This is a genomic window from Nonomuraea sp. NPDC049625, from assembly GCF_040675285.1.
Taxonomy (GTDB): Bacteria; Actinomycetota; Actinomycetes; order Streptosporangiales; family Streptosporangiaceae; genus Nonomuraea; species Nonomuraea angiospora_A.
Window position 1 is genome coordinate 34395 of sequence record NZ_JBFAOQ010000032.1, and the last position, 22745, is coordinate 57139.

Annotated in this window: 17 protein-coding genes; 11 read left to right on the forward strand and 6 right to left on the reverse strand. The window is 71.8% G+C overall.

Annotation, left to right across the window (positions count from 1 at the left end):
• Positions 1 to 95: 95 nt before the first annotated feature.
• A complete protein-coding gene (locus tag AB0J87_RS60960; protein ID WP_363984715.1) occupies positions 96 to 1073 on the reverse strand; it encodes a LacI family DNA-binding transcriptional regulator in 978 nt (325 codons plus the stop codon).
• 164 nt (positions 1074 to 1237) lie between these two features.
• Here AB0J87_RS60960 and AB0J87_RS60965 point away from each other — a divergent pair, with 164 nt between their 5' ends.
• From AB0J87_RS60965 to AB0J87_RS60975, 3 genes are read left to right on the forward strand one after another with little or no spacing between them, the layout of a single operon-like run.
• The gene (locus tag AB0J87_RS60965; RefSeq protein ID WP_363984717.1) at positions 1238 to 2521 is read left to right on the forward strand and encodes an MFS transporter; all 1284 of its coding nucleotides are present in this window, start codon (positions 1238 to 1240) and stop codon (positions 2519 to 2521) included.
• Positions 2518 to 5163 carry a family 78 glycoside hydrolase catalytic domain gene (locus tag AB0J87_RS60970; protein WP_363984719.1) on the forward strand — a complete coding sequence of 882 codons (2646 nt, stop codon included), beginning with the start codon at positions 2518 to 2520 and terminating at the stop codon, positions 5161 to 5163. Before AB0J87_RS60965 ends, AB0J87_RS60970 begins: the two co-directional genes overlap by 4 nt.
• Positions 5164 to 5175: 12 nt before the next feature.
• A complete protein-coding gene (locus AB0J87_RS60975) occupies positions 5176 to 5997 on the forward strand; it encodes an SDR family oxidoreductase (protein WP_363984721.1) in 822 nt (273 codons plus the stop codon).
• Between the two features lie 7 nt (positions 5998 to 6004).
• Here AB0J87_RS60975 and AB0J87_RS60980 read toward each other — a convergent pair whose 3' ends face one another.
• A complete protein-coding gene (locus AB0J87_RS60980) occupies positions 6005 to 6724 on the reverse strand; it encodes a GntR family transcriptional regulator (RefSeq protein WP_350727581.1) in 720 nt (239 codons plus the stop codon).
• 74 nt (positions 6725 to 6798) lie between these two features.
• Between AB0J87_RS60980 and AB0J87_RS60985 the strand changes: the two genes are divergently transcribed.
• Genes AB0J87_RS60985 through AB0J87_RS61000 form a run of 4 tightly spaced genes read left to right on the forward strand, consistent with a single transcriptional unit; the run spans position 6799 to position 12330 of the window.
• Positions 6799 to 8295, forward strand: coding sequence for an amino acid permease (locus tag AB0J87_RS60985; RefSeq protein ID WP_363984723.1), 1497 nt, complete (start codon positions 6799 to 6801; stop codon positions 8293 to 8295).
• Between the two features lie 2 nt (positions 8296 to 8297).
• Positions 8298 to 9728, forward strand: coding sequence for an FGGY family carbohydrate kinase (locus AB0J87_RS60990; protein WP_363984725.1), 1431 nt, complete (start codon positions 8298 to 8300; stop codon positions 9726 to 9728).
• The gene (locus AB0J87_RS60995; protein WP_363984727.1) at positions 9725 to 11095 is read left to right on the forward strand and encodes an NAD(P)/FAD-dependent oxidoreductase; all 1371 of its coding nucleotides are present in this window, start codon (positions 9725 to 9727) and stop codon (positions 11093 to 11095) included. The genes AB0J87_RS60990 and AB0J87_RS60995 overlap by 4 nt, the downstream gene beginning before the upstream one ends.
• On the forward strand, positions 11092 to 12330 hold the full coding sequence (locus AB0J87_RS61000) for an FAD-dependent oxidoreductase (protein WP_363984729.1): 1239 nt from the start codon (positions 11092 to 11094) through the stop codon (positions 12328 to 12330). Before AB0J87_RS60995 ends, AB0J87_RS61000 begins: the two co-directional genes overlap by 4 nt.
• Positions 12331 to 12333: 3 nt before the next feature.
• On the opposite strand, the gene uidA is transcribed toward AB0J87_RS61000, so the two are convergent.
• Both uidA and AB0J87_RS61010 read right to left on the reverse strand, forming a co-directional pair.
• Positions 12334 to 14094, reverse strand: a complete 1761-nt coding sequence (uidA, locus tag AB0J87_RS61005; protein WP_363984731.1) for a beta-glucuronidase — start codon at positions 14092 to 14094, stop codon at positions 12334 to 12336.
• Positions 14094 to 15296, reverse strand: a complete 1203-nt coding sequence (locus AB0J87_RS61010; RefSeq protein WP_363984733.1) for a family 1 glycosylhydrolase — start codon at positions 15294 to 15296, stop codon at positions 14094 to 14096. The genes uidA and AB0J87_RS61010 overlap by 1 nt, the downstream gene beginning before the upstream one ends.
• Positions 15297 to 15380: 84 nt before the next feature.
• Here AB0J87_RS61010 and AB0J87_RS61015 point away from each other — a divergent pair, with 84 nt between their 5' ends.
• The 4 genes from AB0J87_RS61015 (at position 15381) to AB0J87_RS61030 (ending at position 19586) form a co-directional block, all read left to right on the forward strand.
• Positions 15381 to 16013: a TetR/AcrR family transcriptional regulator gene (locus tag AB0J87_RS61015; RefSeq protein ID WP_363984735.1), complete on the forward strand. Its 633-nt coding sequence runs from the start codon at positions 15381 to 15383 to the stop codon at positions 16011 to 16013.
• A 194-nt stretch (positions 16014 to 16207) separates the two neighbouring features.
• Entirely contained in the window at positions 16208 to 17539 is a 1332-nt protein-coding gene (locus AB0J87_RS61020) for a cellulase family glycosylhydrolase (protein ID WP_363984737.1), read from the forward strand.
• 73 nt (positions 17540 to 17612) lie between these two features.
• Entirely contained in the window at positions 17613 to 18812 is a 1200-nt protein-coding gene (locus AB0J87_RS61025; RefSeq protein WP_363984739.1) for an ROK family transcriptional regulator, read from the forward strand.
• Positions 18813 to 18860: 48 nt separating this feature from the next.
• Entirely contained in the window at positions 18861 to 19586 is a 726-nt protein-coding gene (locus tag AB0J87_RS61030; protein WP_363984741.1) for a FadR/GntR family transcriptional regulator, read from the forward strand.
• Here AB0J87_RS61030 and AB0J87_RS61035 read toward each other — a convergent pair.
• Positions 19583 to 21025 (reverse strand): pectinesterase family protein, encoded by a 1443-nt coding sequence (locus tag AB0J87_RS61035; protein ID WP_363984743.1) that lies wholly within the window; start codon positions 21023 to 21025, stop codon positions 19583 to 19585. The genes AB0J87_RS61030 and AB0J87_RS61035 overlap by 4 nt on opposite strands.
• 64 nt (positions 21026 to 21089) lie before the next feature.
• Positions 21090 to 22568 carry an RICIN domain-containing protein gene (locus tag AB0J87_RS61040; RefSeq protein WP_363984745.1) on the reverse strand — a complete coding sequence of 493 codons (1479 nt, stop codon included), beginning with the start codon at positions 22566 to 22568 and terminating at the stop codon, positions 21090 to 21092.
• Positions 22569 to 22745: the final 177 nt, after the last annotated feature.

Consider the following 22745-nt stretch of genomic DNA (forward strand, 5'->3'; position numbering starts at 1 on the left):
CTTCCGTGCGCGCCGGCCCGGCCATTCTCCCGCAGCGTTTCCCCCGAGATGCACAGTAAGCGAAGATCGGCCCGAGCGCGGCGCTCCCGGAGGTTTCAGGTGGAGGCGCGGTGAATGACGTGCGGGGACAGCGAGGCCGGCGTCAGGCGCGGCTTGCGGCCCGACAGGTTGGCCACGACCGCGTCGGCCAGGGAGCGACCCACCTTCTCCAGGTCGAAGGCGATCGTGCTGAGCGGCGGGTCGGCCGCCTGGGCGAGAGGAATGTCGTCGGTGCCGATGACCGCCAGATCGCCGGGGGCGGTGAGCCCGGCGCGGCGCATGCCCATGAGGAGGGCGATCGCGACCTCGTCGTTGTAGGCGCACACGGCGGTCACGGACTCTCGCCGCCAGCGCCTGGCGGCGCGGGCCATGGCGGCGCTGTCGAGCTTGGTGTCGAGCGCCGTCGGCGGGTCGATGCCGGCGTGCGCGCAGGCCTCGGCCACCCCGGCCAGCCGGTCGTCGGCGATCCTGCGGAGCAGCGGGTGCTCGGGCATGGCGTAGCCGAGGCGGCGATGGCCCAGGTCGATGAGGTGCTCGGCCTGGAGGCGGCCCATCAGCCGCATGGTGGGGTGGGCCTCGACCTCGGTGGTGAAGACGAGGTCCGCGCCCGCCCGGCGCAGGGCCTGCGCGGTCTCGTCGTCGAGCGGGTCGAGGCTGGCGACCACCGAGGCGTCGATCGCCGCGCAGACGTCGGGCAGCGGCCGCCCCGGCGCTCCGGCCAGGTGGGTGACCAGGGTCAGGCCGGAGTCGGCCAGAGAGGCGGCGAACTGCTCGACGAAGCGGTTGATGCCGGGGCCGATCGACAGGTGCGGGATGGACAGCAGGACGACGTCGCTGCGTCCCGCGGCCAGGGAGCGGGCCGAGCCACGCGGGCGGTAGTCGAGCTGCTTGACCGCGTCCAGGACGCGGCGCCTGGTCTCCTCCGGGATCGACTGCCCTGGGGTGTCGTTGAGCACGTAGCTCACGGTCGCGGCGGAGACGCCGGCTGCTCGGGCGACATCGGCGCTGGTGACCCGCTTCGCTGGGCGTCTCATGTCGGCATCGTAGGAGATTCCGGCCACCTGTGTGACGGGCGCCTCCGTTGCGTACTTGTTACGGGGAGACGTCTTGCGAGCCGTGCGGCGGTCAACGGTAGGTTACTGATGCGCTTAAGTAATGAGCTGCACTTTTCGGCCCTTACTGCTTGGGAACGGTGTTCATGGCCACTCCCCCCTCCCTCGGACCGCTCGAAACCCGGACCCCCGACGATCTGCCGAGGGCGAGTGCGAGCTACATCTTCTGGATGATGGCCGCCAACTTCGGCATCTCCATGGCCTTCGTGGTCCCGCTGTCGTTCTCGCTGGCGGTGCGGATCGACGAGCTCGCCCCCGGGCACGAGGAGGTGCTCGGGTACGTCACGGGCATCGCCCAGACCATCTATCTCGTGCTCAGTCCCCTGCTCGGCGTCTGGAGCGACCGGACCCGCAGCCGCCTCGGCCGCCGCCGCCCCTTCCTGCTCGCCGGCCTGGTCCTGGGCCTGGCGGCGCTGGTCGGCATCGCGGTCGCGCCGAGCCTGCTGCTCGTGGGAGCCGGCTGGATCCTCGCGATGCTGGGCTGGGCGACCGCCTCGCAGGCGATCCTCAACGTGCAGGCCGACCGCATCCCCGAGGCCCAGCGCGGCAAGATCGGCGGCCTCACCGGGCTGACCGGCCAGATCGCCCCCATCGTCGGCATCGGGATCACCACCGCCGTGACGGGCAGCACGTTCCTCGTCTTCGTCCTGCCCGGCGTCGTCGGCGCGGTGCTGCTCGGGGTCTTCCTCGTCGTGGGCAAGGAGGACGACACGCGCGGCACCGTGCACACCACGCCGGTGTCGGTGCGGACGCTGGCGTCCAGCTACGTGTTCAACCCCCGCAAGTACCCGGACTTCGGCTGGAACTGGCTGGGGCGCCTGATGTTCTTCATGGGGCTGTACTGCAACACGACGTTCACCACGTTCTTCTACGCCCAGCGCCTGGACCTGCCGGTGCGGGAGGTCGCCGGGGCGGCGGCCGTCATCGGGGTCCTCGGCGTCGCCGCGGCGGCCCTCGGCGCGATCGGCGGCGGCTTCCTGTCGGACAAGCTGCGGCGGCGCAAGCTGTTCGCCCTCGTCGGCGCGCTGTTCTTCGTGGCGGGCGCGCTGGTGGAGGCCTTCGCGTACTCCTTCCCGGTGCTGATGATCGGGTCCGTGCTGATGCAGCTCGCGATCGCGTTCTTCAGCGCGGTCGACCAGGCGATCGTGCTCGCGGTGCTGCCGAGCCGGGAGGAGGCCGGGCGGTACATGGCCGTGGTGTCGTTCGCCCACAAGCTCCCGAGCGCGATCGCGCCGCTCATCGCCCCGTTCGTCATCGGCATCGGCGCGAGCGGCGGCGACAAGAACTACACGCTGCTCTACCTCACCGGCGCGGTGCTGGCGCTCGTCGGCGGGTCGCTGGTGTTCACGCGGGTGCGGTCGGTGCGATGAGGGCGAGCGAGCACGCGCCTTACGACCTGCGGATCGCCAGTGGCGGTGATCGGTTCCCGGTCGCCGAGGAGCGGCCGGCGCTGTCCTGGAAGCCGCCACTGACGTGGAGCGGGCAGGACGGCTACGACCTTCAGCTCCGCGTCGACGGCGTCGAGCGGAGCGTGGAGAACGTCGTCTCCGCCCGGCACCTGTTCGTCGACTGGCCGCTGCCGCCGCTGCGCAGCCGGCAGTCCGTGGCCTGGCGGGTCCGAACGCGTCGCGGCGGGCGGTCCTCGGGCTGGTCGCCCTGGCACGCGTTCGAGTCGGGCCTGCTGGACCGGGACTGGTCGGCGCGCTGGATCTCCCCGCAGGAGGACGGCGAAGGATCCCGCCCGGCCTACGTCCTGGCCGGCAGCGTGGACCTGCGCGGCGACATCGCCCAGGCCCGGCTCTACGCCACGGCGCTCGGCGTCTACGAGGCGTTCGTCAACGGCACGCGGGTGGGGACGGCGGAGCTGTCCCCTGGCTCCACCTCGTACGGGGACACGCTGTACGCCCAGGCCGCGGACGTCACGGCGCTGCTGCGCGGCGGCGGCAACGACCTGGAGATCCTGCTGTCGGACGGCTGGTACCGGGGCAGCGCCGGCACCTGGCGCAAGCGCGACTCCTGGGGCACGACCACCGCGGCGCGGCTCCAGCTCCACGTCCGCTACGCCGACGGCACCGAGGCGGTCGCCGTCACGGGCGCGGACTGGACCTCGCGCCGCGGCGCCGTCCTCGCGGCCGACCTGATGAACGGCCAGACGACCGACTTCACGTCTCCGCCCGGCGCCGCCCGGCCCGTCCTGGTGGACGCGGTCACCGCGCCGCCGATCAGCTGGTCACCGGCCCCGCCGGTGCGCCGGGTGGAGCGGATCGCTCCGCGTTCGGTGACCCGGCACGGCGACGGCGCGTGGATCGTGGACTTCGGCCAGAACGCCTCCGGCTGGATCGCCCTCGCCGACCTGGGCCCGGCCGGCACCCGTACCGTGATCGACTACGGCGAGCACCTGGACGCGACCGGGGACCTGACGACGACGCATCTGGACAGCCGGCGGCCGGGCGAGGCGGCGATCCCGTTCGTGCAGCGCGACGAGGTCGTCTCCGCGGGACGGCCCGGCGAGGTCTTCGAGCCCCGGCACACCGTGCACGGCTTCCGCTACGCGCGCGTCTCCCGCGCCGTGGACCCGGCGAGCATCGTCATGCGGGTCGTGCACACCGATCTGCGCCCGACGGCGACGTTCGCCTGCAGCGACGACGACCTCAACCGGCTGCACGAGGTGGCGCGCTGGAGCTTCCGCGGCAACGCCGTGGACCTCCCGACGGACTGCCCCACGCGCGAGCGCCTGGGCTGGACGGGCGACTACCAGATCTTCGCGCCGACCGCGGCGCGCCTGTACGACGTCGACGGCTTCAGCCGCAAGTGGCTGCGCTCCGTCCGCGACGACCAGCTCGACGACGGCCGCGTGGTGAACTCCTCACCCGACGCCAACCGCCTGAAGGTCCACGACGAGCCCATGACGAACGGGATCACCGGCTCGGCGGGATGGGGCGACGCGATCGTCCTGGTCCCGTGGGTGCTCTACACGACCTACGGGGACACGGCCGCCCTCGCCGAGAACTGGCCGGCGATGCGCCGGTGGGTCGAATGGGCGCTGGCGACCGCGCGCGACGCCCGGCATCCCTCCCGCGTCGAACGCTCGGCCGAGCCGCTCGCGCACGAGGAGTTCGTCTGGGACGGCTCCTTCCACTGGGGGGAATGGCTGGAGCCGAAGAAACGCGCGGCGGACGGGTCCCTCGTCGATCCCGTGATGAGCGATCCCATGGCGTGGTACCTGGCGGACAAGGGCGAGGTGGGCACCGCGTACCTGTTCCGCTCCGTCCGTACCCTCGCCGACGTGGCGCAGGTGCTGGGGCACGCCGGCGACGCGGCCCGCTACCGCGAGACGGCGGAGCGGGTACGCCGGGCCTGGCAGACGGAGTTCCTGGACGCCGAGGGCCGGACGAAGGCCGGCACGCAGGCGAGCTACGTGCGTGCCCTGGCCTTCGAGCTCGTGCCCGAGGAGCTGCGCGAGCGGGCGGCCCGGCACCTCGTCGGCCTGATCGACGCGGCCGGCGGCCACCTCGGCACGGGCTTCCTCTCGACGGCGGACCTGCTGCCCGTCCTGGCCGACTCCGGCCACCCCGGTGTCGCCTACCGGGTGCTGTACCAGCGCTCGTCCCCCTCGTGGCTGGGCATGCTCGACCGGGGCGCGACGACCATCTGGGAGGACTGGGACGGGGTGTCCGAGGACGGCACGGCCACGGCGTCGCTCAACCACTACAGCAAGGGCGCGGTCATCCGCTTCCTGCACACCCACACCCTCGGACTTCGGCAGGCGCCGGGCTCGGCCGGCTGGGAGTCCTTCGAGGTCGCACCGGTGCTCGACGAGGCGATCACCTGGGCCACGGGCACCTTCGACGGCCCGCGGGGGCGGATCGCCGTCGGCTGGCGCGTCGAGGACGGCCACCTGACCATCGCGGTCGACGTGCCCGGGGGCTCCGAGGCGCGGATCCGCTTCCCGGACGGCAGCACGTTCCACACCGGGCCGGGGAGTTTCTCCCAACGATGTCCCATCAACTGAAGGAGTTCATTCATGTCCATTGCCGATGTGTCGGGCAAGTCCCTGGCCGAGCTCGTCTCCCTGCGAGGGCGGCGCGCGGTCGTGACCGGCGGCGGTCGCGGGCTGGGCAGGGCGATCGCGCTGCGCCTGGCCGAGGCCGGCGCGGACCTGCTGATCGGCGACATCGACGAAGAGCTCGCCGTGACCGCCGCCAAGCAGCTCGCCGAGCGCCACGGGGTACGCGCGGTGGGCGCCGCCATGGACGTCACCGACGCGGCGTCCGTGGCCGCGGCGGCCGACCTCGCGGTCGCCGAGCTCGGCGGCCTGGAGATCTGGGTGAACAATGCCGGGATCTTCCCGAGTGTCCCGCTGCTGGAGATGAGCGAGGAGACCTGGGACCAGGTGTTCGCGGTCAACGCCCGCGGCGTCTTCGTCGGCGCGCGTGAGGCGGCACGGCGGATGGCGGCGGCGGGCACCGGCGGCGCCATCGTGAACATCGTCTCGACCGCGGGTTTCCGCGGGAGCGCGCCCGGCCTGGCCGCCTACGTCGGGTCCAAGCACGCCGCTCGCGGTCTCACGCGCGAGCTGGCGCTCGAACTCGCGCCGCTGGGCATCCGCGTGCTCGGGGTGGCGCCGAGCTACGTCCCCACGGAGGGCAACATGATGGCGGCGGCGGCCATGCCGGCCACCGTGCCGGCCGGCGACCTCCCGCCGACCGACCTCATGCTGAACGGCCCGATCGGCCGGATCGGCGTCCCCGACGACATCGCGCGCGTCGTCCTGTTCTGCGCGTCGGACCTGTCGGCCTTCATGACGGGCAGCACGCTGCTGGCCGACGGCGGCGACACCGCCTGACGCGCGTTCAGCCGCCTTCGACGGGTACCGGGATCCGCGCCTCCACCTTGAACGACGCGCGATCGGCCCGGTACACGTCGCGCGCGAACTCGATGCAGCGCCCCTCGGCCGTGTAGGTGCGGCGGGTCAGGAGGATCCCGCTGGAGGCGCTGCGGACCTGCAGCCGGGCGCAGGAGGCGTCGTCGATGACGATGGACTCGATGACGGCGGAGGCGTCGGCCGGCACGACGCGATAGTGGGCCCGCAGGATGTGCCAGAGCGAGCCGGTGAGGGGCCGCTCCAGCAGGCCGGGCGTGATCGCGCTGGGGAAGTAGGTGGTCTCCAGCGCGATCGGCTCGTCGTCGGCGAACCGCAGCCGGTGCAGGGCGTGCACGGTCTCGTCACCGGCCAGGTCGAGCGCCTCGCGGGCCGAAGGCGTCGGGGGGCGCTCCTCGGCCCAGATGAGCTGCGCCGACGGCCGCCGCCCGGCCAGGATGATCTCGTCGGAGAAGCTGCCGATGTGGAACGGCACCCGCGGCTCGGCCACGAACGTGCCCCGCGGCGGCCGCCGGTAGACGTATCCCTCCTTCTCCAGCAGCGCCAGGGCCTGCCGGGCGGTCATCCGGCTGACGCCGAAGGTCTCGCTGAGCTCCCGTTCCGACGGCATGAGGGTGTGCGGGCCGAGCTTCTCGCCGGTGATCCGGTCGCGCAGCTCCGCGGCGATCGTCACGTAACGGGGTGAACCCATGCTTGACACCTTAGCCCACTTGGACGATACCTTGCGGTCTACACCACATGGTATATACCAAGAGGGAGGTTGCGATGAGAGACCACACAGCGCGTACCGACAGCGACGAGCTGGCCCGGTTCGGCTACGAACAGTCCTTCGAGCGGCGGACCGGCAGGTTCGCCTCGTTCGCCGTGGCCTTCGCGTTCGTCTCGATCGCGACCGGCATCTTCACCACCTACGGGTCGGTGCTGGCCTCCTCCGGGCCGCTCGGCATCTGGACCTGGCCGATCGCGGTGGTCGGCCAGCTCGCGGTGGCGTTCGTCATCGGCTCGCTGGCCTCCCGGATCCCGGTGACCGGGTACGCCTACCAGTGGACCTCCCGCCTGGCCAACCCGGTGCTCGGGTGGATCATCGGCTGGATCTCGTTCATGTTCCTGGCCGTCGTCGTCGTGGCCGTGGACTACACGGTGGCCTCGACGGTCCTGCCCGTGCTGCTGGACTACACGGCGAGCGGCGGCATCACCTGGGCGGTCACCGCGGTGATCCTGCTCGGTCAGGCCGCGCTCGTCGGCGGCTCCACCCGGTGGTCCGAGAAGGTCAACAACACCGCCGTGTCGGCCGAGCTCGCCGGCATGGTGCTGCTGACCGTGCTGCTGCTCGTCGTGGCCGCGGTCCGCAACGACATGGACTTCGGCAACCTGTGGAGCAGGGGCGCCGTGCCCGCCGAGGGATACTGGAGCTTCGGCGACCTGACCTCGGCCGGGCCGTGGGTGCTGGGCTTCCTGCTCGGCGCGTTCACCATCGTCGGGTTCGAGTCGGCGGCCAACCTCGCCGAGGAGACCACCAACCCCGAGCGGGTGGTCCCGCGGGCCATGTGGCAGGCGGTCCTGGCCTCCGGCGTCCTGGGCTTCCTGTTCCTGGTCGCGGTCACGCTCGCGGCCGGCGACCCGGTGGCGCTCGCCGCGTCCGGCACCCCGATCGCCGACGTCATCAAGCAGACCCTCGGGCCGGTCGTCGCCACGCTCCTGCTGCTGCTGGTCGTGCTGGCGATCTTCGCCTGCGGCCTGGTCATCATGATGACCGGCACCCGCCTGACCTGGGCGATGTCCCGCGACGAGCGGTTCCCGGGCTGGCGGCACTGGCAGCGGGTCTCGCCGCGCTTCGGCACCCCGCTGCGGGCGACGGTGTGCTACGTGGTGCTCGCCGAGGTGATCCTGGGCCTGTTCTCGGCTTTCTCGGAGGACGCGCTGTTCACCCTGTTCGGCGCGGCCACGCTGCTGCCCGCCGTCATCTACGCCGCGACCGTCGCGCTCTACCTCGCCAAGCGGCGGCACCTGCCGGCCAACGGCAAGTTCGACCTCGGCGCCTGGGAGAAGCCCGTCCTGGCGGTGTCGGTCGTGTGGCTGGTGTTCGAGCTGTCCCTCTTCCGCGATGCCTCCTTCCGCGACGCTTGGCTCTACGTTCTGGTGATGGTCGTGATCGGCGCCGCCTACCTCGTGACGCTGCTGGCGACCCGTGGCCGCCGGGCGCTGGACATGCCCGACATGCACTCGATCGACGGCGCTTTCGCGCAGAAGGAGCAGATCTGACGATGCACGTCCTCGCGATCGACCAGGGCACGTCAGGGACCAAGGCCATCGTCGTGGACGCCGGTGGCGCCGTCCTGGCGATCGCCGAGGAGGCCCTGCGCCCGCGTTACCTGGAGGGCGGCGGAGTCGAGCAGGACCCGCGTGCCCTGCTCGACTCCGTTCTGACCGCCGGGCGGCGCGCGGCCGCCGCGGCGGGCGTGCCGCTGGACGCGGTCGCCCTGGCCAACCAGGGCGAGACCGTGCTGGCCTGGGATCCCGTCACCGGCGAACCGCTCACGCCCGCCATCGTCTGGCAGGACCGCCGTGCCGAGCCGCTGTGCGCCGCGCGGGCCGGGCATGCCGGCCGGGTGGCCGCGCTGACCGGCCTCGTGCTCGACCCGTACTTCTCGGCGCCGAAGATGCGCTGGATCCGCGAGGAGCTGACCACCGAGGGCGTCGTGACGACCACCGACACCTGGCTGGTGCACCGGCTGTGCGGCGCGTTCGTCACCGACGCCTCCACCGCCAGCCGCTCCCTCCTGCTCGGGCTGGAGGACGCGCGGTGGAACGGCGAGCTGCTGGAGCTGTTCGGGCTCGGCTCCGAACGGCTCCCCGAGATCGTCGCCGGCGACGCCGTCGTCGGCACGACCACCGCCTTCGGCCCGGAGGTCCCGGTGACCGGGCTGATCGTCGATCAGCAGGCCGCGCTGCTGGCCGAAGCGTGCCTGGAGGCGGGCACCGCCAAGTGCACGTACGGCACGGGCGCCTTCCTGCTCGCCCAGCTCGGGACGTCCCCGGCCCGCTCGGCGTCGGGTCTGGCCACGTCGATCGCCTGGCGGCTGCGCGGCGAGACGCGCTACTGCGTGGACGGCCAGGTCTACACCGCGGCCTCGGCCGTGCGCTGGCTCGCCGACCTCGGCCTCGTCTCCGGCGCGGACCAGCTCGACGCCGTCGCGGCGCCCTCCGGCGACGGGGTGCTGTGCGTGCCCGCGCTCGCCGGGCTGGCCGCGCCGTGGTGGGACGCCGGCGCCACCGCCTCGTTCACCGGCATGACGCTCAGCACCGGCCGCGGGCACCTCGTACGGGCTCTGCTGGAAGGGATCGCCGCGCAGGTCGCCGAGCTGACCGCGCTGGTGGGGGCGGATCTCGGCGCGCCGCTGTCCCGGCTGCGCGTGGACGGCGGGCTGACCCGCTCGCGCGTCCTCATGCAGGCGCAGGCCGACCTCGCCCAGCTCCCCGTGGAGGTCTACCCGTCGCCGCACGCGACCCCGCTCGGCGCCGCCGCCTGCGCGCTGATGGCCCTCGACCCGGCCCTGGACGCCGCCGCGGCGGTCGGCGGCTGGCGGCCGTCGGCCGTCTACGAGCCCGCCTGGCCCGCGGACCGGGCCGCCGCGTACCTGGAGCGGTGGCAGGCCGCCGCCCGGGCCACTCTGTCGTCGAAGGAGAATTCGTGAACACGTACGACGTGGCCGTGATCGGCGGCGGCATCGTCGGCTCGGCCATCGCGCGCCTGCTGGGCGGCACCGCGCTGTCGGTGGCGCTGGTGGAGGCGCGCGACGACGTGGGGGACGGCACCAGCAAGGCCAACACCGCCATCCTGCACACCGGCTTCGACGCCAAGCCCGGCACCCTGGAGTCCCGCCTGGTCGCCCGCGGCTACGACCTGCTCGGCCGGTACGCCGAGGCCACCGGCATCCCGGTCGAGCGCACCGGGGCGCTGCTCGTGGCCTGGACGCCGGAACAGCTCGACGCCCTGCCGGAGCTGCGGGCCAAGGCCGAGCGCAACGGCTACACCGCCTGCGAGATCGTCGATGCCGCCGAGGTCTACCGCAGGGTCCCCGCCCTCGGCGCGGGCGCGCTCGGCGGGCTCACGGTGCCCGGCGAGTCCATCATCTGCACCTGGACCACGAACCTCGCCCTGGCCACCGACGCCGTCAACCGCGGCGTGACGCTGCTGCGCGGCCACCGCGTCACCGCGGTCCACCCCGGGCCGGACGCCACCCGGCTGGTCACCACGGGAGGCGAGCTCTCCGCCCGCTGGGTGGTCAACGCCGCCGGGCTCGGCGCCGACGCCCTCGACGCCCTCTTCGGCCACGACCGCTTCACCGTCACGCCGCGCCGCGGCGAGCTGCTGGTCTTCGACAAGCTCGCGCGGCCACTGGCGCCCTGCATCGTGCTGCCGGTGCCGTCGTCGGCGGGCAAGGGCGTGCTCGTCAGCCCCACCATCTACGGCAACGTCATGGTCGGCCCGACCGCCGAGGACCTGACGGACCGGGCCGCCACCGGCACCTCCGAGGCGGGGCTGGAGTTCCTGCGCGAGAAGGGCGCGGAGCTCATGCCGCGGCTGATGGCGGAGGAGGTCACCGCGACCTACGCGGGCCTGCGCGCCTCGATCGGGTGCGACGACTACCTGATCGACCTCGACGCCGGGCAGCGCTATCTCCTGGTCGGCGGCATCCGCTCCACCGGCCTGACCGCCGGCATGGCGATCGCCGAGCACGTCGCGGACCTGCTCAAAAGCCATCTCGACCTGGCCGAGCGCACCGCCCTGCCGGCGCCGCCCCGCATGCCCAACCTGGGCGAGGCCTTCCCGCGCCCCTACCAGGACGCCGCCGCGATCGCCGCCGACCCCGAGTACGGCCGGGTCGTGTGCTTCTGCGAGCGGGTGACGAAGGGCGAGATCCGCGACGCCCTGGCCTCGGTGATCCCGCCGGCCGGGGTGGAGGGCCTGCGCCGCCGTACCAGAGCCATGAACGGACGCTGCCAGGGCTTCTACTGCGGGGCCCGGGTACGCGAGATCTTCGAAGGGGGAGCGGAATGAACGAACGCGTGCGGGTGGCCGTGATCGGCGGAGGTCCGGCCGGGCTCACCGCCGCCGCCACGCTCGCCCCGTCCGTGGACGGCGACGTCCTGGTCCTGGAACGCGAGCCGGAGACCGGCGGTATCCCCCGGCACAGCGACCACCCCGGCTACGGCCTGCGCGACCTGCGCAGATTCATCTCCGGCCCCGCGTACGCGCGCCGGCTGACCCGCCACGCCCGCGACGCCGGAGCCCGGCTGGAGACCGAGGCCATGGTCACCGGCTGGGCCGGACCGCGGACCCTGGAGGTGACCTCGCCGAACGGCCGCCGCCTCGTCCAGGCCGACGCGGTGGTCCTGGCGACCGGAGCCCGGGAGCGGCCCCGCCCGGCCCGGCTCATCCCCGGCGACCGTCCCGACGGCGTCTACACCACCGGCCAGCTGCAGAACCTCGTCCACCTGCACCACCGCGAGGTCGGGCGGCGCGCCGTGGTCGTCGGCGCCGAGCTGGTCAGCTGGTCGGCGGTCCTGACCCTGCGCGAGGCGGGCTGCCGCACGGTGCTGATGACCAGCGAGTACGACCGGCCCGAAGCCTACGCGGCCTTCCACCTCCCGGGACGGCTGGCCTTCGGCGTGCTCGTCCGGGCCCGCACCCGGGTCGTCGCCGTCAACGGCAAGGGCCGCGTGACCTCGGTCGACATCGAGGACCTCGGCACCAGGCGACGCCGCCGCGTCCCCTGCGACACGGTGATCACCACCGGCGACTGGATCCCCGACCACGAGCTGGCCCGGACGGGCGGCCTGGAGATGGACGCGGCCACGCTCGGGCCGCGCGTGAACACCTGCCTGGCGACGAGCCTGCCCGGGGTGTTCGCGGCCGGGAACCTCCTGCACCCGGTCGACACCGCCGACGTCGCCGCGCTCGACGGCCGCCATGTGGCCGCGGCCGTCCTGCGGCACCTGGCCGGGGACCCCGCCCCCGCCGGCGGGGTGCCGCTGGTGGCGGAGGCGCCTCTGCGCTGGGTCGCGCCGCAGCTCGTCCGCCCCGGCGGGCCGCCGCCCTCCCGTGGCAGGCTCCTGCTGTGGGCGGACTCCTTCCGGACGCTTCCGCGGGTCACCGCCACCCAGGACGGACGCGTCCTCGGCCGTACCCGGCTCCCGTGGCCGGCCGCCCCCGGCCGCGTCTTCCGCGTCCCCTACTCCCTCGTGGCGGACGCCGACCCCACGGGCGGCCCGGTGCGCCTCGCCTTGGAGTGACCGCTAACCCTGTGGTTTGCGGCCGGCGAGCGACCTCCAGCGGGCCCGCAGCGCGTGGGCGGCGGCCTTGGGCCTGCGGTCGCGGGTGAAGACGCCCTTCTTGTTGCCGTCCACGCGGTGGATGCCGTGGGAGGTCTGGAAGTCGGCGAAGTTCCACACGTGCTCGCCGACGAACGCCTCGATCCGGTCGAACACGCGGTGGTTCATCTCGAGGTAGGCCTGCTGGTACTCCTCGGTCCACGGCGTGTCCCACACCGAGTGCAGGCCGGGCATGGTGTCGGCGCCGTACTCGCTCATCATGATCGGCTTGCCGAACCTGCCGGCCCAGCCGCGCAGGTCGTGCTCCAGGTAGGTCTCGGCCGTGGCGAGGTCGCCGGTGGCGACGTACCAGCCGTAGTAGCGGTTGATGCACAGCACGTCGAAGAGGTCGGCGATGCGGTCGTTGTCGTGCGTGGCGAAGAGCACGGCCGCGTAGCTCACCGGGCGGGTGGGGTCGAGCTCGCGGGTGAGCTCCACCAGCGGCTCGAAGTACTCGCGCGCGCCCTCCTCGTTGGAGGCCGGCTCGTTGGCGATGCACCACATGACGACGCTGGGATGGTTCTTGTCGCGGGCGACCAGCTCGCGGATCGCCTGGGCGTGCGCCTCGCGGGTGGCCTCGCCGAACGTGTCCGGCGAGAAGGTGGGCCGGGGCGGGGCGCCGGTGAGCCCGGACGCGACGGCGAGGTTGAGGCCCACGGCGGCGGTCTCGTCGATGACGACGATGCCGTGCCGGTCGGCGAACTCCATCACCTCCTCCGCGTACGGGTAGTGCGAGGTGCGGAAGGAGTTGGCGCCGATCCAGTCCATGAGCTGGAAGTCGTGCACGAGATAGGCGTTGTCGTGGCCCTTGCCGCGCACCGGCGTGTCCTCGTGCTTGCCGAAGCCGGTGAAGTAGAACGGCTCGCCGTTGATGAGGAACTCGGTGCCACGCACCTCCACCGTCCGCACGCCGAACGGCTCGGGATAGCTGTCGACGACCTGCTCACCGTCCAGGATCTCGGCGACCAGGTCGTAGAGGTAGGCCGCGCCGGGCCGCCACAGCCGCACGTCCTCGATGCGCAGGACGCCGTTCGCGCCGTCGGCCGTGGCGACCTGGGCGCCGGTGGCGTCCAGGACGCGGACGCGGACCCGGGCGGGCGCGCTGGTCCGGACCGTGTACTCCACCGTCCCGTCCATGGCGGTGACGACGGTGATGTCCTCGACGTGGACGGCGGGACGGCTGCAGAGCCACACCGAGCGGGCCAGGCCCGCGTAGTTGTAGAAGTCGTGCAGGTACGTCTGCCGGCGCCGCCCGTCGGCGGTGACGGTGATCGTGCCGGGCGGGATCGTCGTGTCGGTCAGCTCGTTGTTCACCCCGATGGTGAGGCGGAACTCCTGGCCGGCACGTACGTGCTCGGTGATGTCGGCCTCGAAGGGCGTGTAGCCGCCCACGTGCTCGGCCACCAGGACGTCGCCGACGTAGACCCGGCCCTGGTGGGTGGCGGCGTCGACGCGCAGGACGACGCGCTCGCCGGCCCAGCCGCGCGGCACCCGCACCTGCCGCTGGTACCAGGCCCAGCCCACATGGTCGCGGATCGCGCTGTCGGTGAACAGGTCGTTGTAGCTGGCCGGGACCGCCGCCTCCAGCGTGGTGTCGAGCGGGCCGGGGCCGCCGTCGAGGGCGAACCGCCAGAGCCCGTCGAGACCGACCAGCTCGCGGGTGGGGGTGGAGCGCGGCTTCAGCATCAGATCTCTCCCCGGCGGGCGACCCCGCCCAGCCAGGCCAGGCTCGGCTTGGGGTGGCGCTCGAACGTCGTGCGGTCGACGGCGATGAGGCCGAAGGTCGGCTCCCAGTGGCCCCACTCGAAGTTGTCCAGGGCGGTCCAGTGGAGGTAGCCGCGCACGTCGATGCCGTCATCCGTGCCGTTGTCCATGGCGTCGAACAGGTGGCCGAGGGCCTCGGAGGTGTAGGCGATCCGCCGCGTGTCGTCCGGGGTGGCGATGCCGTTCTCGGTGACGAGGATCGGCGTGTGGCCGGTCGCCTCCCAGGCGTGCCGGACGGCGATGCCGATGGCGTCGGGCCGGTAGGCGTTGCCGGTCATCGTGTTGTCCGGGTGTTGCGGGTGCGGGACGACGCCGTTCTCGTCGACGGCCTGGCTGGAGTAGGACTGCACGCCGATGAAGTCGTCGCCGCGGGCGGCCTCCAGGTAGAGGTCCTCACGGACGTGACGCACCTCGCGGAGCTTTTCCTCGTTGCCCGGGGTCGGGGTGAGCGCCTGGCAGGCCACCGTCCAGCCGACGGCCGCCCCGGTGTGCTGCTTCAGGATCGCGCGAGCCGCGTGGTGCGCCTCGGCCAGCCGTTCGCCGATCTCCGGGTCGGGGTCGGGGAGCACCGGCCGCGCGGCGCCCTCGACGGTGGGGCTCATCCACTCCTCGGTCGACCGCTGGGTGGCCCGCGCGTCCCGGGCCATCCCGATCATGAGGGCGAGCATGTTGGGCTCGTTCATCGTGCACACCCACTCGACGCCGTCGAGGATGCTCGTGGCCTCCCGCACGTACGTCTGGAAACGCTGGGTGGCGTCCTCGGCGAGCCAGCTGAACCAGCGCGGGTTCGTGAAGTGGTGCAGGGTGATGACAGGGGTGAGACCCAGGTCGAGGGCGGTGTCGATCATCCGGCGGTAGTGGGCGAGCTCGGCTCGGCTGAACTCCCCGGGGACCGGCTCGATGCGGGCCCACTCGATGCCGAAGCGGTAGGCGTTGAGCCCGGCCTCGGCCAGCAGGCGCATGTCCTCGGCGAAGCGGTGGTAGCTGTCGACCGCGTCGCCGCTGCGCTGCATGCCGGGCATCTGCTGCTCGAGGGCCCACCAGTCGCTGTTGACGTTGTTGCCTTCCACCTGGTGCGGCGCGGTCGCCGCACCCCAGAGGAAACCGGAGGGGAGCTGGGGCATGGTGGAGTTCCTTGCTCGAGACCATGGGTGTCGGCGACACGCTAGCATGAAAACCGAATCGCGATACTAATTTGGAGGGGCGTCATGATGGCATCCGGCAACCGCGGCCCGTACGCGAAGACGGCGGCGGTGCGCCGGCGCGTCCTCGAGGCCTGCGTGGACGCGTTCGGCGAGACCGGCTTCTACGGCGCCACCATGAAGGACATCGCCAAGCGCGCCGGCATCAGCCACACCGGGCTGCTGCACCACTTCCCCCGCAAGGAAGACCTGCTCCTCGGGGTGCTGGAGCTGCGTGACGAACGCGGCACCGAGTTCCTGGAGGCGGCCAAGGTGCTGGACCCGGCCGCCGACCCCGTCGAGACCCTGAAAGGCATGATCGCCGTCATCGTCGACAACGAGCTCCAGCCGGGGCTCATGGAGCTGCACTGCGTCGTGTCGGGCGAGGCGACCTCTCCCGACCACCCCGCGCACGCCTACTACGCCGACCGCTACCGCAATCTGCGCCGCTTCTACGCCGGCACCTTCACCGCCCTGGCCGACCGCGACGGGCTGCGCCCGGCGATCGACCCCGAGACGCTGGCCACCATGACCATCTCCCTCATCAACGGCCTGCAGGCGCAGTGGCTCTTCGACCGCGACTCCGTGAAGGTCGAATCCGCCATCCGCGAGTTCTTCCTCTCGGTCATTCCAGGGCTGCCCCGCGCGGCCCTGTCGTGAGCAGACTTATTTAACGGCTGAAACTTTCAGGTGATCCCTCGCCTCCCCCGGACCGGTCGTCGCAGGCAGGGGCATGGATCGGCACTTCGCGCGGGGCGGACGTGATCTCCCCTGCTTCTCCGGCCTTCGGCGGCTCTATAGCGTGTGGGGCGCTTCCCGCCCCGGATGGCCGGGGCCCGACCACGAGGTAGGTCATGAGAAGAAGGCTTCTCGCCCTCGGCGCCGCCGTGCTCGCGGCCGTCGCGTCGGTCTTGGTGTACGTCCAGTCCGCGTCCGCGGCCGCGGGCCTGCACGTCAGCGGCACGAAGATCGTCGAGGCCAACGGCCGGGAATTCATCATGCGGGGCGTCAATCACCCCCACGTCTGGTACACCAGCCAGACCGGCTCGTTCGCCGACATCAAGGCGCTCGGCGCCAACACCGTGCGCGTCGTGCTCGGCAGCGGCAAGCGGTGGGGCCCGTCCACCGACGTCGCCAACGTCATCTCCCTGTGCAAGCAGAACAAGCTGATCTGCGTGCTGGAGGTGCACGACACCACCGGGTACGGCGAGGAGGGCGCCGCCGCCTCGCTCGACGAGGCGGCCGACTACTGGATCAGCCAGAAGAGCGCGCTCGTCGGCCAGGAGAACTACGTCGTCATCAACATCGGCAACGAGCCGATCGGCAACACCAACGCCGCCCAGTGGACCGCCGCCACCGCGAACGCGATCAAGAAGATGCGCAGCAACGGCTTCGAGCACCTGCTCATGGTCGACGCCCCCAACTGGGGCCAGGACTGGCAGTACGTCATGCGCGACAACGCCCAGACGATCCTGAACGCCGACACCCAGCACAACACCGTGCTGTCGATCCACATGTACGCCGTCTTCAACACCGCCGCCGCCATCGTCGACTACCTCAACCGGTTCCAGGCGAACGGGTGGCCGCTGGTCATCGGCGAGTTCGGCTGGCGCTTCAGTTCCAGCGAGGTCGACCACGAGACGATCCTGGCCGAGGCGCAGTCGCGCGGCCTCGGCTATCTCGGCTGGTCCTGGAGCGGCAACACCGACCCGATCCTCGACATGGCGACCGGCTTCAACCCGAGCCAGCTCACGACGTGGGGCCAGCGGATCTTCAACGGCGCCAACGGCATCAAGGCGACCGCCAAGGAGGCCACGATCTACGGCGGCTCGTCCGGCACCCCGTCACCCACTCCCACCCCAACCCCCACCCCCACGCCTCCCTCCGGCGCCTGCTCGGCCACCTACCAGGTGACCGGCCAGTGGGGCGGCGGCTTCCAGGCCGAGGTCCGGGTCACCGCGGGCAGCTCGGCGATCAGCGGCTGGACGGTGACGTGGGCCTTCACCAACGGCCAGACCGTCACCAACGCCTGGAACGCGACGGTCAGCAGCAGCGGGTCCAACGTGACCGCCCGCAACATGAGCTACAACGGCAGCCTCGGCGCCGGAGCCGGCACGACCTTCGGGTTCCTGGGCTCGTGGAACGGCAGCAACAGCGTCCCCACGCCGTCCTGCGCCGCCCGCTGACGGAACGACGGCCCGGGCCGGACGCACCGGCCCGGGCCCGGCTTTCTTTGGCGCCCGAAGTAAGGGAGACCGAGTGGCCGGGAGGCCGAGAACCCGCGGGATCGTGCTCAACCGCATCCGGGCGGCGCGCACCATCAGCCGGATCGAGCTCGCCGCCGAGTCCGGGGTCACGCCGGCGACCATCACCCAGGTGGTCCGCGAGCTCATGGACCACGGGCTGGTCGTCGAGGTCGGGCGCGGGGCGTCCACCGGCGGCAAGCCCCGGACGCTGCTGCAGCTCAACCCGCGGGCCCGGTACGCGGTGGGCGTCCTGTTCGAACGCAACACCTGCGTCGTCGTCCTCGCCGACCTGACGGGCCGGCCGGTCGCGCGGACCTCGTTCCCCGGCACGGCCCTGCTGCCTCCCGGGCAGGGCCTCTCGCTGGTGGCCTCGCGCGTGAACGCCCTGCTCGACACCGCCGGGGTCGATCGCGGGAAGGTGCTCGGGGTGGGGCTGGCGACGTACGGGCCGCAGGACCGGCGGGCGGGCGTGCTGCTGACCCACCAGCCGACCGCCGAATGGTTCGGATACCCGGTCGCGCCGCGCCTGTCGGAGATCCTGGGCCTGCCGGTGCTGCTCGACAACGACGCGGCGGCCGCGGCGATCGGGGAGTACTGGCTGGGGGCGGTGGACACACCCGCGTTCGGCTGCGTCTACATGGCCAGCGGCATCGGCGGGGGCGTCGTCGTGGACGGCGAGCTGTACCGGGGCAGCTCCTCCAACGGCGTCGAGATCGGCCACATCACGGTCGACCTGGACGGAGGGCCGTGCGGCTGCGGTAACTACGGCTGCCTCGGCAACTACGCCGACCCCACCGCGGTGATCAGGCAGGCACTGGAGGCATCCAGCCTCGGCCGGCGGCTGGGGCTCGACCCCGCCGACTCCGACGTCATGGCCGGGTTCGGCCGCATCGCGACCGCGGCGCTGGCCGGAGACCCGGAGGCGCGTACGCTCATCGAGCGCTCCGCCCGCCACCTGGGCACCGCCGCCGTCACCATGGCGAGCCTGTTCGACCTCGACACGATCGTGCTCGCCGGGCCCAGCCTCGCCGCGGCGGGCCCGATCTACCAGTCGGTCGTCCAGGAGGAGGTGCGGCGGCGCACCTTCGCCCGGCGCGCGCACCCGGTGCGGGTGGTCTCCTCGGTCAGCGGCTCGGACGCGGCCGCGATCGGCGGGGCCGTGCTCGTCCTGCAGGGCGAGCTGGCCGTCCTGGAGCTGGCTCATCTTCATTAATATGATTACTTTTTGTTGCAGGCGGCCCGGCCATGGCATGATTCCGGCATGGAGGAGATCGGAAGGGCCGGCGCCCACGACCGCGTGGTCGTCAGTCTCGGCACGGCCATCGTCAACGGCGTCATCGCCCCCGACGACGACCTCGACGTGGTGGCGCTGCAGGAGCGGTTCGGGGTGAGCCGGACGGCGGTGCGGGAGGCGCTGCGCGTGCTCGCCGCCAAAGGTCTGGTGGGCGCGCGGCCCCGGCGCGGCACGTTCGTCGCGCCGCGCGAGCAGTGGTCGCTGCTCGACGCCGACGTGCTGCGCTGGCGCTTCGCCGCCCAGGTCGACGAGGTGTTCCTCGACGAGCTGGGAGAGGTGCGCCTGACGATCGAGCCCGCGGTGGCGCGCATGGCCGCGCTACGGCGTACCGACCGGGACCTGGCCGCGCTCGAGGACGCTCTGACCGCCATGCGCGAGGCCGCCGGCCGGCCTACCGGCGACCAGGTCGAGGCCGACCTGGCCTTCCACCACGCCCTGTTGCGCGCGGCGCACAACGAGCTGATGGCCCGGATGGCGACCGCGATCGAGGCCGGGTTGCGGCTGCGCGACCAGTTCGTGCACGCGAACCTCACCAGCGAGTCCGCCGACAAGCACGCCGAGGTCCTGCTGGCCGTCCGCCGGCAGCGACCGAAGGCGGCCGAGACCGCGATGCGAGCGCTCATCGAGCGCTCGATCGCGGACGTCGACATCGCCAAGAAGATCCACGCCGAACAGGGCGGTCACCAGCACTAGCCGGCGGGGTTCCAGCCGTCGCCGCCGGCCAGGTACTTCTGGGGGGTGTAGTTCGCCGCCTGCGCGTCGCTGAGCTGCGGGCGGTTGGCGTTGGTGGTCGCGCCGGCGCCGTTGTTCCGATATTCGAGGAAGCGGGCGTTCTTCCAGGAGTTCGATGACATGTCCGTCCACGGCTGCGCGGTCGCGATCGTCGCGCTCAGCGTCGACTCCCGGTAGAGCACCTGCGCGTCGGGCCGCCACGGCCGTCCGAGGGTGGTCGTGTTGTTCGTGGCGCCGGTGATGCGCGACTTGTAGAACAGGAAGCCGTACGTCTTGGCCGCCGCCGTGCTGGCCGCGGTGACGGGGCCGCCCGTGCTGCGCTTCTCGTAGATGTCGCAGCTGTGGAAGACGATCGTGCCGCCGCCGAAGATGAAGTCGACGGTCCCTTCCACGTAGGAGTTCTTGACGTACGCGCGGGCCGAGTCGTTGACGAGGAAGGTGTCCTGGTCGCCCAGGATGCGGACGTTCGTCAGCGTGGTGCGGTCGCCGTCCAGCCGCAGCGCGACGGCCTGCGCGCCGCTGGGGACGGTGCTCTCGTCGAGGTCGTTGGAGATCGTCAGGTTGGTGGCGGCGGCGTCACGTGCCGAGATCAGCGCGGTGTAGCTGCCGGAGGTGCCGTGGGTGTAGGCCGAGTGGTTGTTCACGATGAGGGTGTCCGACGGGGACGAGCCCAGACCCTGCAGCGTCACGTACGGCTTGTTGACGACGACGATCTCCCGGTAGGTGCCCGGCTTGATGGTGATCACCACCTGGCTGCTGTTGCCGGCCGGCACCGCGTCGATCGCCGCCTGCACGGTCCGGTAGCGGCCGGTGCCGTCGGACGCCACCGTCGGAGTGGCCGATCCGGAGGTGGAGTTGAAGGTCCACTGCATGCGGGCGACGTCGGAGCAGGCCTCCTGGACGATCGGGTTGTTGCCCGCCGTGGAGCCGTCCTTGTTGCTCACGCACAGCCCGGTCGCGACGCTCTTCACCAGGTACTTGCCGGAGGCGGCCGTCGAGGGCGTGAGGGTCCACTGCTGGTTGGTCTTGCTGCCGTCGCCGCAACCCCACTGCTGCAACTGCGTACCGGAGACCGTCGAAGCCCCGGGCACGTCGACGCACCGGCCGCTGCCGCCGTTGACCAGATTGAACGCGCTCCCCCGCGCCACCGCCCTGAACTGCTGATCGAGCGCGGAGGCGGCGCAGGCGGTCTGGACGAGCAGGGCGCCGTTGTCGGCCGAGGCGCCCGTCACATCGACGCACTTGCCGCTCGACCCCGACGCCAGCGCGTAGACGCCGCCGTCGGCCGGGGCCGCGGCGGCCGAGCTCACTCCGGTGGAGAGGGTCAGGACGGTGACGGGCACCGCCAGGACGACCGCGATCTTCGCGGCGCGTGACGGTGCCTGGATGCCGTGGCGCATGGTCGGTCCTTTCCTGAGGTGGGGGGTGCCCCGGGCCGGCTCTGGCGCCGGCCCGGGGTGTCGATCACAGGCCGATGTTGGCCTGCGGGCCCGCGTAGGTGCGAAGGAGCGCCGGGACCTGCGCCGCGGGGTCCAGCGTGTAGGAGTAGAAGGAGGACGGCGTGAAGGCGGAGCCGCCGGTCTCCCGCTGGCCCGTCGAGTTGACCACGATGCTGCCGCTCTGGCGGAGCTCGGCGGCGTCGTCCCTGTAGTAGGGGTCCTTGACGTTGTCGTAGTAGCTGTTCTCCAGCACCATCTTGGTGGCGCCGCGCGAGTAGTTGCCGTAGCCGGTGATGTTCTGCAGGTAGTTGTTGTACAGGTGGGCGTAGGCGACGTTGTCGGTGCTGGGGTTGCGCTGGTTGTTGTCGTGGATCCAGTTGTGGTGGATCGTCATCCGCGCCGTGACGTTGTCGGTCCAGCCGATGCCGAACGCCTTGTTGTTCTCCGACAGGACGTTCCAGGACACGGTCAGGTAGCTGGTGTCCTTGCGGCTGTCGATCAGCCCGTCGTTCATCCGGGTGATCGTGTTGTGGTCGATCCAGATGTGGTGGGCGGTGTCCATCTGGATGCCGTCGTAGTCGTACAGCTTGTCGTCGGGGTCGTCGTCGGCCATCCGGGTGTCGCGGATGGTCAGGTTCCGGATGATGACGTTGCTGACGCCGGTGCCGAGGAAGAAGCCGCCGTTGACGATGTGGCCCCTGGTGCCGACGCCGACGATGGTCTTGTTGGAGGCGACCTTGATCTCCGTGCCGTACGGCGTGACGGTGATGGCGCCGTTGACCTTGATGACGTACGGGTCGGCGGCGGTGGCGTACTTGACCAGGTCGGCATAGGTGGTGACGGTCACCGTGGGGCCGGCCGCGCCTCCGGTGGTGGTCGGCAGGCCGCTGCCGCTGGTGGCGGCGAACCCGTCGGCGTTGTCGGACCAGACCCGGTCGCCGGACGAGGTGGAGTTGACGGACCACTGCATGCGGGCGACGTCGGAGCACGTCTCCTGGACGATGGGGTTGTTGCCCGCCGTGGAGCCGTCCTTGTTGCTCACGCACAGCCCGGTCGCGACGCTCTTCACCAGGTACTTGCCGGACGCGGCGGAGGAAGGCGTGAAGGTCCACTGCTGGTTGCTCTTGCTGCCGTCGCCGCAACCCCACTGCTGCAACTGCGTACCGGAGACCGTGGACCCGCCCGGCACGTCGACACACCGGGTGCTGCCACTGTTGACCAGATTGAACGCACTCCCCCGCGCCACCGCCCTGAACTGCTGATCGGCGACGGCGGGGACGCAGGCGGTCTGGACGAGCAGGGCGCCGTTGTCGGCCGAGGCGCCCGTCACATCGACGCACTTGCCGCTCGACCCCGACGCCAGCGTGTACACGGCGCCGTCGGCCGGGGCCGCCGCCTGCGCCGGTCCCGCGGACGTCACCAGCGCGGTGGCGGTGACCAGGACGGCGGCCATGGGGACGCCGATCGATCGGGTGCGGCCTTTGATGGTTGTGAGCAGATTCATTGATCGCATCCTCGAAGGTCGAGAGGAATCTCCGCATCGGACGAATCAGCGCGCTTCACTAAATCGCCGCCCTCCGCGTCAGTGCGCTGAGGTTACGACCGCGTTTCTGATTACGTCAATCCATGAAACAAACAGGAGGAAGCTGGTCGAGCCCCCGTTTTCAGCGCCCCTGACGGC